Origin of the sequence: Halomonas sp. ML-15 (genome assembly GCF_014779595.1) — a bacterium.
In the GTDB taxonomy this organism is placed as follows: domain Bacteria; phylum Pseudomonadota; class Gammaproteobacteria; order Pseudomonadales; family Halomonadaceae; genus Franzmannia.
In genome coordinates this window covers 1364009-1371989 of record NZ_JACXZT010000019.1, presented here as the reverse complement: position 1 = coordinate 1371989, position 7981 = coordinate 1364009, and the positions used below count along the sequence as shown (strand labels likewise).

Here is a 7981-nt window from a genome sequence, read left to right as displayed (position 1 = left end):
TGCAGACCCAGACCCGCCGTCACAGCTTTATCGCCGACCTGCTGGGTATTCAGCACCTGGTGATCGCGATCAACAAGATGGACCTGGTGGAGTTCTCCGAGGCGCGCTTCAATGAGATCGTCGCCGACTATCGGGCCTTTGCCGGCAATCTGCAGGCGCCGGATATTCGCTTCGTGCCGATGTCGGCGCTGGAGGGCGACAATGTCGTCAACCGCAGTGAGCGCATGCCCTGGTACCGCGATGCCGGCGGCGAAGCCGGGCCGGCCATGCTCGAACTGCTCGAGAGCGTCGAGATCAGTCGTGACCAGAACCTCTCTGACCTGCGTCTGCCGGTGCAGTACGTCAACCGGCCCAACCTCGACTTTCGCGGCTACTGCGGCACTCTCGCCGCCGGTATCCTGCGCCCCGGGCAGCGCATCAAGGCGCTGCCCTCCGGCAAGGCCAGCACGGTCGAACGCATCGTCACCTTCGACGGCGACCTCGAGGCCGCCTATCCCGGCCAGGCAATCACCGTCACGCTCGAGGACGAGATCGACATCTCCCGCGGCGACTGGATCGTCGCCGAGGATGCCGAGGTGCCCAGCTCCAACGCCTTCGAAGCCGATATCGTGTGGATGCACGAAGACTCCCTTACGCCGGGCAAACTCTACGATATCAAGCTGGCGACCCGCGATCTCTCCGGCGAGGTGCGTTCCATCGATTACCAGATCGATGTCAATAGCCTCGAGCATCTCGCCGCCGAGCGGCTCGAGCTCAACGCCATCGCACGCTGCCAGCTGGAGCTGACCAGCGACGTGCCGGTGGACGACTATCGCACCAGCCCCGGCACCGGTAGCTTTATCGTCGTCGACCGGCTCAGCAACGTGACCGTGGGTGCCGGGATGATCCGCGGCACGTCGAAAGCTGGTGCAGCGCGGGCCGGCAAGACCGACTGGCAGGCCTTCGAGCTTGAGCTCAATGCGCTGGTCCGCAAGCACTTCCCTCACTGGGAAGCCAAGGACCTGCGCGATCTGCTGGGGCGCTGATCGGCGCTTGACCCAGGGACTGGTTGCCGCACACTGGTGACGTCTCTCCTGCCGGGCACGCAAGTGGCCCGGCAGGGGCCCGTGCATATCGGGATAGGGAGGTCTCGTGAGCGAGCCGTCACCATCACGACCGCACTTCGTGCGCCGCCTGCTGCATATCCTGGCCAAACCGATGAAACGCGACCGTGGTCGCGGTGGGGTAGTGGTGCATCCCTATCGCGGCTACGGCTCGCAGCGAGAAGCCTTTCTGATGGGGCGGGTGTTTCGCCAATCGGCATTGAGTCGCATCATCCCTCACCACGGCATGCTGCGCGACATCGCCGATATCGTGCGCCGCATCGAGCGCCGCGGCATGGCGAACGCCGAGGTGGACGTTCAACTGGGCACCAATCGCATGGTGGTGACCACCGACCGCGACGGCTACTTCGAGATTCACCTGCCGCTCAAGACGCCGCTGCCCCAGGGCCTGTCGTGGCATGTGGCCGACCTGGCGGTGAGTCACGCCGGGGAGCGCGTCCACTGCCGTGCTGGCGTCTATATTCCGCCGCCGAACACCGACCTGCTGGTGATCAGCGATATCGACGATACCGTGATGTATACCGGGGTGGCCGACAAGCTGCGCATGCTGCATCGGCTGTTCGTCCAGCAGGCCGAGCGTCGCACTGCCTTTCCCGGCGTCGCCAGCCTCTATCAAGCGCTGCACCGGGGCGCCGAGGGCGATGCCAAACGCCCGATTCTCTACGTGTCCCGCGGACCCTGGTGCATCTACGAGATGCTCGAAGCCTTCTTCCAGCTCAACCGTATCCCGGTGGGGCCGATCCTGTTTCTGCGTGAGTGGGGCATCAGTTGGCGGAAACCCTGGCCGCGGCGCGCCGAAGATCACAAGCACGACTTGATCACCCGCATGCTGGCACAGATGGATGATATGCCCTGCGTGTTGATCGGCGACAGCGGCCAGCACGATCCCGAGGTCTATACCCGCATCGTCAAGGAGCATCCGGGGCGGGTGAAGGCGATCTACATTCGTCGCGTCGACCGCAAACCCGATCGCGAACGGGCCATCCAGCGGCTGCGCGATGAGATCGCCGACAGCGACTGTAGTCTGGTGCTGGCGGCGGATAGCGCCACCATCGCCGCCCACGCCCACCAGCATGGCTTGATTTCCCAGGCCGATCTGGTGATGGTGCGCGAGGCCTCCCAAGAGGCCGCGCTATGAGCGCAGCGCCAGTACCGGCGTGCTGATCTGTTCGCCCTGAAGCTGTTCGAGCTGGGCGTTGAACACGCTTTCGAGCCGCTGCACGTTGAGCACCTCGTCGGGTGTGCCGCTGGCAATGCGCCTCCCGTGTTCAAGCAGCCATACGCGATGGGCGAAACGCGCGGCCAGATTGAGGTCGTGAAGCACGCAGCAGATGGCCATGCGGCGGGTTTCGGCGAGTCGTCTGAGCAGTCGCATCAGACGCTGCTGCTGGCCGATATCCAGCGCGCTGGTGGGTTCATCGAGCAGCAGCAGCCCGCCATCTCCGCCAGTCGTGTTCAGGCTGCCCAGTTGGCATAGCGCTCTGGCGATCATCGCACGCTGGCGCTCGCCGCCGGACAGTGACAGCATGCCTCGGTCAGCCAGCGGCAGCAGGTCGAGGGCGTCCAGCGCACGATAGACGTCACCAGAATCGGCTTCGCTGCCCAGTGCGACCAGCTCCCTTAGCGGCCAGTCGAAGCCCAGTTCGAGGCGTTGCGCTACCAGCGCGCGGCGTCTGGCCAGGCGCAGCGGCGTCCAGTCGGCGAGTGGCCGCCCGTCGAGGTGAACGCAGCCGGTCTCGGCTGAGCGAAATCCCGACAGCAGGCCCAGCAGCGTGCTCTTGCCGGCGCCGTTGGGACCGACGATAGCCAGCAATTCTCCGGCTTCGATGCGGTCGTCAAGGGGACTGATGGTCGGCACGCTGCGGAATCCCGCATCACATAGCTCCAGCATAGGGGGCCTCAGCGTCGTTTGAGTAACAGCCACAGGAAGTAGGGGCCACCGAGCAGGCTGGTCAGCAAGCCGACCGGAATCTCGGCGGGGCTCGCCAGGCTGCGTGCCAGGGTGTCAGCGACGATCAGCAGCAGGGCGCCGCCCAGCATCGAGGCGGGCAGTAGCAGGCGATGGCCGGGTCCCAGCCACAGCCGCAGGCAATGCGGTACCAGAAGCCCGAGAAAGCCGATGATGCCGGCCAGTGCCACGCAGAGACCTACACCAAGCGCTGTGGCCAGTACCACGCGGCGTTTAAGCCGCGGCGCATCGAGCCCAGCGGCGTGGGCGGTGAGTTCACCGAGCTGCAGCAGGTCGAGATCCCGGGCGCTGCGCAGCAGCCAGACCAGCGCCGGAGGGATGCCCAGCAGGGCACCCAGCGCCGCGCTCCACAGCGCATGGGAGAGGCTGCCCATGCCCCACAGGCTAAGTTGGCGCAGCTGCTCATCGCTGGCGACGAAGGCCAGCACCCCACCCAGCGCGCCGGCCAGGGTGTTGATGGCGAGGCCTGCGAGCAGCAGGGTAAACAGCATATTGTCGCCGCGCTGGCGCTCACCCAGGGCGAAGACCAGCACGCAGACGCCGAGCGCGCCGAGAAAGCCGGCGACGAATTGGCCATAGAGCCCCCAGGGGCCGGCGGCATCGAAGAGTACGATCCAGATCGCCACGGCCAGGCCGGCGCCACTGGCCAGGCCGAGCAGCGTGGGGTCGGCGAGGGGGTTGCGGAACATGCCCTGCATGGCGGCGCCGCTGCTGGCCAGCATGGCCCCGACCAGGGCGGCCAGCAGCAGCCTGGGCAGTCGCAGCTGCCACCAGATCTGCCACTCCAGCGGCGTTGGCCAGCTGCCCAGCAGCACCCGCGGCGAGAGACCGATTTGACCACTCATGGCACTCGTCAGCAGTGCCACGATCACTGCCACCGTCAGCATGCTCAGCGCACGCTTGGAGGTGCTTCGCGGGGTAGGTGGGCGCTGGGCGAAGAGGGGCGTCGACTGGCTCATGGGGCGTGTCGCCAGCAAAGTGCATCGTCGCCTGTTGGCGGCTCGCTGCTGAAGGCTCGGTGCAGGGCAAGAATCGCACTCGGCGTCCTGGGCCCGAAGCCCAGCAGTGCCTGATCATCGCAGATGACCAGTTGCCGCGATTCGCCCGCCGGCGTCATCGACAGGCCGGGTAGTCGCCAGAGTGCTTCGCTGCCACCCAGCGCCTCGAGCCCAGAGCGAGTGACGATCACGCTGCTCGGCGCCTCGCCGAGCAGTCCCTCGCCGCTGACCACCTTGTAGCCCGACATGCCGGCGAAGGCGTTGTCGAGCCCGGCGGCGCGTATCGCCGTATCGGCGGCGGTACCGTGGCCAGCGGCCATTGGCGAGGTGCCGGCGTGGCTGAGTAGAAACATGGCCGGCCCCTGGTCGAGGCGGGGCAGGGCCGCCACCGCTTCCAACTGCTCCTCGAGCGTGGCATTGAGTGTTTCGGCCTGTGCCTCTCGACCCATGACATCGCCGACCTGCTCGACCTTGAGGGGAATCTCTTCGAGGCGCTGCTGGGCCCTGATCGTGACCACCTCGACGCCGCTCGACTCCAGCTGGCGAAGGGTTTCGCGAGGCTGGGCCTGGCTGCTCACCACCAGCCGCTCGGGCCGCAGCGACAACACACCCTCGGCAGAGAGTTGGCGCAAATAGCCCACCGACGGTAGCGTCTCCAGCGATGGCGGGTACTGGCTGGTATCGTCGCGTCCGATCAGGCTGTCGTCGGCCTCCAGGGCGGCGATGATCTCCGCGAGATCGCCCCCGATCACTGCCGTGCGAGGGGCGTCTGCGAGCACCCCCAGCGACCAGCCGACCAGCAGCGTCAGTAAAATGGCTCTCATGCTGCCGCCTCAAGGCCGGCTTGTTGCGCCAATAAATCTCGCCATGCCTGTCGTTCTGCGCGGCCTTCACTGCGCTCGGCATACAGCTGCAACAGCAGCTCGCCATCGCAGGAGAACGCCTCCAGGCTGGTAACGCCACCGTCGCGGTTGGGCTTGTGCACCTGCCAGACCCGTTCGATGCGGCCATCGTCGAGGTGCAGCGTGAAGTCGTCGCCAAACAGGTTGAGCCAGCCGCGCTTACGCACCGGGGCAGGGGTGACGCCGGTGCGGATCTGCACGGCGCCGGGGCTGGCGACGAATAGCATCAGCGGTAGCCGTTGATCGGCGGCGCCGTTGAGGATGCCCTCGACGCTATGGCATGCCAGGCGCCGGGTAAAGCGCCCCTCCATCAGAGCGTTGGCTTCATGACGCTGAAGGCCGTGACGGCGTAGCAGGGCAAAGAACTGATGCACATCGCGCATCCGCGACCACTCCTCCTCGAGACCTGGTGCCTGAGGAAGTGGACGGGCACTGGGCAGCGCCAGGCGAGTGAATACCGGCGCGGTATGGTTACCGCTGGCCACCAGCCGCTGCCAGATTCGCGGTGGGGTCGGCTCCAGCGAGAAGACCTTGTGCAGCGCCTGACCATGACAGTCGAAGATCTGCAGGCTTTGGCGCAGCGACGTGGCGCCGCTGGCGTCTGGGAGCGGGTCGCGAATCAGGCAGGCCCAGTGCCAGCGCTGCAGCTGCAGGCGCAGGTCGAGGCCGCCGGGATCGAGCAGCAGACCGGCACTGGTGAGTGGCGGGTACTGCCCTTGCTGTTCGAGCACTGTAGCGCTGGAACGGGTCAGTGCCTTGACCCGGCCGAGCCGGCATAGCTCGGCGGCGAGCTCGGCAGGCGCTAGCGTCAGGGTGGTCACATCGCGGCCCAGCCGGGCGGCTTGAAGCTCCCCTTCGCTGATCGCCAGGCGCTCGGCGATGGATATGGCCGGCAGCCGGGGGGAGGCGCTGCGGGCGGCATCGAAGGCCTCGAGAATAGCCTGTTGTTGAGCGTTCATGGGCATCTCCTGTGGGTCACCATTGCAGGCTCAGGTTGGCGAGCAGGCTGCGGCCATCGCCGAGATTGCCGTCGGGGCGGTACCAGGTCTTGTCGGCGACGTTGCGCAGGCTGAGCGAGGTCGAGAGGGCGGGTGAGAACTGCCAGGCGAGCTGCAGGTCGTGCAGGCCATAGCCGGGCTGCGGCTCATCGCCCTTGTCGTAGGCGCGGGCGAAACGGCCGCGCCAGCCGAGCGTGAGGTCGCTATCGGCCAGATGGTAGTCGAGGCCCGCCAGGGCTTCGAGGGGGGTGAGGGAGCCCAGGGCTTCGCCGCTATCGCGGTCGTGACCGCTGACCTCCGAGAGGCCGACGAAGGCGTCGATGGGCAGATCGCTGGGGCGATACTGCAGGCGCGCATCGTAGCCCCATAGATGGGCGCGGTTGACGTTGGTGGCACGGGTCGTGCCAGCCATGATATCGACCTCGGTATCGATAAAATCGTCGGCACGGGTGTCGAAGTAGCTGGCGCGCAGCCCCCAGTCGCCGATGCGCCAGGCGAAGCCGCTCTCCCAGGTCTTGCTGGTCTCCGGACCGAGGTCGGGGTTGGGCACCCAGTAGTTGTCCGGGACGCAGAAGAAGGGGCCCTGGCAGAAGCCGGCGAAGTGGCGCTGGTCGGCGTAGAGCTCGGAGAGCGTCGGGGCGCGGAACGCCTCGGCGTAACCGCTATAGAGCATCAGGCTATCGCTGGGTGACCAGCTGAGGCGTAGCCGCGGGGAGAGTCGCCCTTCATCGCTGTCGCGCCCTTCGGCATCTTCGGCGCGGTAGTGGTCGTAGCGGGCGCCGAGGCCCAGCTCGAAACGCCCGGCGCCGCCGTCGTCGAGATAGCGGCCCACCGCCAGGGTGTCATCGAGATAGAGTGCCGCAGTGTCGATATCGGCGCGGGGGAAGCCGCTCGCTTGCTTGCCGGGGCGCTGGGTGGCGGTGGTCGCTTCGGCGCCGAAGGCGAGGGTCTGGCTCAGCCAGCCGTGGTCGAAACGGTGGTAGCCGTCGCTCTGCGCACCGAGGCGTTGCTGGGTGCGCTCGGCTTGGGGTTCGTCGATATTCTGGCGGCTCAGGGTCAAGCGACTGTCGAGCTGGGTGGTCGGCGCCGGCGTCCAGCGGTGGCCGAACTGAAGATTATCACTGGTGGTGGTGCGGTCGCGCAGGGTGCCGTCGCTGGGCTCCAAGGATTGGGGGTTACCCGGCTGGTGGGCATCCTCGCGGTAGTGCTGCCACTGGGCGAATAGCCGGTGGTCGTCACTCAGCTGCCAGCCACCCTTGGCCAGCAGGCTGTCGAGGCTGGCATCGTCGGGGGCGGCCTGACCGCCGGCACGGCGAATATCCCCCGACTCGCTGCGGCCCACGGCCAGCAGGCCGTCGAGCTCGCCGTTGGCGGTATCGGTCTTGCCGAACAGGCTAAGAGTGGCGCCGATCTCATCGCTGGCGGTGGCGCCGCGCAGCGAGAGACGCCCACCGCTCGACTCGCCGGGGCGCAGCAGGTCATCGGCGTCGACCGTCTCGAGGCTGATGACGCCGCCCATGGCGTTGCTGCCGTAGAGGCTGGAGAGCGCGCCGCGGGCGATCTGTATCTCCCGCAGCAGCGCGGGGTCGGCAAAGACGTTGCCCAGATGGCCGGTATCGATGTCCTGACGCACCCCGTCGAGGCGTACCAGTACGCCGTTGCGGTCGAAGCCGCGCATGCTGATGGTCTGGCCGTTGCGGCGGCCTTGGCCGGCGACGGTCAACCCAGGTTGGCCGCCCAGCGCATCCTCCAGTCGCGAGGCGGTGGACAGGGTGGGGTCGTGGCGATCGAGGGTGTCGATGATCAACGGCGCGCGGAAGCTGTCTACCGGGGTACGGGTGCCGGTGATCACCAGCGACGGAAGGTCCGACTCGGCGGTCTCTGGGGTGGTGTCGGCGCCGGCCAGCGGCGGCAAACAGAGGATTGCCAGGGCGCCACTGCAGCTCAATGCTCGCTTCATGTTCCTGAGGTTCCCTTGCGTGTGTCAGGAGAGGCGGCTGGCTGGGTGGCG

7 protein-coding genes are annotated in these 7981 nt (G+C 67.1%); 2 read left to right on the top strand and 5 right to left on the bottom strand.

Annotated elements, in window-relative coordinates; genetic code table 11:
- Together IEI94_RS18090 and IEI94_RS18085 are read left to right on the top strand one after the other, a co-directional pair.
- The coding region (locus IEI94_RS18090; protein ID WP_224750186.1) for an elongation factor 1-alpha C-terminal domain-related protein at nt 1-1025 on the top strand (1025 nt) is incomplete at its 5' end.
- A gap of 172 nt (nt 1026-1197) precedes the next feature.
- A complete protein-coding gene (locus tag IEI94_RS18085; protein WP_191169654.1) occupies nt 1198-2241 on the top strand; it encodes an App1 family protein in 1044 nt (347 codons plus the stop codon).
- On the opposite strand, the gene IEI94_RS18080 is transcribed toward IEI94_RS18085, so the two are convergent.
- From IEI94_RS18080 to IEI94_RS18060, 5 genes are read right to left on the bottom strand one after another with little or no spacing between them, the layout of a single operon-like run.
- Nucleotides 2236-2994: an ATP-binding cassette domain-containing protein gene (locus IEI94_RS18080; RefSeq protein WP_191168648.1), complete on the bottom strand. Its 759-nt coding sequence runs from the start codon at nt 2992-2994 to the stop codon at nt 2236-2238. The two genes, IEI94_RS18085 and IEI94_RS18080, sit on opposite strands and share 6 nt — an antisense overlap.
- Nucleotides 2995-3002: 8 nt before the next feature.
- Nucleotides 3003-4031: a FecCD family ABC transporter permease gene (locus IEI94_RS18075; protein WP_191168647.1), complete on the bottom strand. Its 1029-nt coding sequence runs from the start codon at nt 4029-4031 to the stop codon at nt 3003-3005.
- Complete coding sequence (locus IEI94_RS18070; protein ID WP_191168646.1) at nt 4028-4894, bottom strand: heme/hemin ABC transporter substrate-binding protein; 867 nt, start codon at nt 4892-4894, stop codon at nt 4028-4030. The genes IEI94_RS18075 and IEI94_RS18070 overlap by 4 nt, the downstream gene beginning before the upstream one ends.
- Nucleotides 4891-5931 carry a ChuX/HutX family heme-like substrate-binding protein gene (locus IEI94_RS18065; protein ID WP_191168645.1) on the bottom strand — a complete coding sequence of 347 codons (1041 nt, stop codon included), beginning with the start codon at nt 5929-5931 and terminating at the stop codon, nt 4891-4893. Before IEI94_RS18065 ends, IEI94_RS18070 begins: the two co-directional genes overlap by 4 nt.
- Before the next feature lie 16 nt (nt 5932-5947).
- Nucleotides 5948-7930, bottom strand: coding sequence for a TonB-dependent receptor domain-containing protein (locus IEI94_RS18060; RefSeq protein ID WP_191168644.1), 1983 nt, complete (start codon nt 7928-7930; stop codon nt 5948-5950).
- Nucleotides 7931-7981: the final 51 nt, after the last annotated feature.